Annotated in this window: 1 protein-coding gene; it reads left to right on the forward strand. The window is 59.9% G+C overall.

The window, feature by feature from the left end; translation table 11 throughout:
- Positions 1–95: 95 nt before the first annotated feature.
- Positions 96–419, forward strand: a 324-nt coding sequence (locus tag EN984_RS37415; RefSeq protein ID WP_206517607.1) for a twin-arginine translocase subunit TatC, incomplete at its 3' end; no start/stop codon positions are given.

Consider the following 419-nt stretch of genomic DNA (forward strand, 5'->3'; position numbering starts at 1 on the left):
GCCAAGACTGTAGCGACCAAGATGGGGGCGAAAGCCGAACCGAAGCTTGCAGCGGTGAAGAAGCCGGTGGCCAAGAAGACGGCGGGAGCCGCCAAGTGAGCGTTTCGGACACCGAAAAGGACGAGATCGAGAAATCGTCCGCGCCGCTGATGGAGCATCTGATCGAGTTGCGCCGGCGGCTGATCTGGTCGCTGGGCGGCTTCTTCGTTGCCTTCCTGGTCTGTTTCTTCTTCGCCAAGAAACTGTTCAACCTCCTGGTCGTGCCGTTCAAATGGGCGACGCAGTGGGCAGGGCTCGATCCGCACAAGGTCGAGCTGATCTACACGGCGCCGCAGGAATTCTTCTTCACCCAGGTCAAGCTCGCCATGTTCGGCGGCATGGTGATCGCCTTTCCGCTGATCGCCACGCAGATCTACAAG

Source organism: Mesorhizobium sp. M7A.F.Ca.CA.004.12.1.1, from assembly GCF_003997835.1.
Classification (GTDB): domain Bacteria; phylum Pseudomonadota; class Alphaproteobacteria; order Rhizobiales; family Rhizobiaceae; genus Mesorhizobium.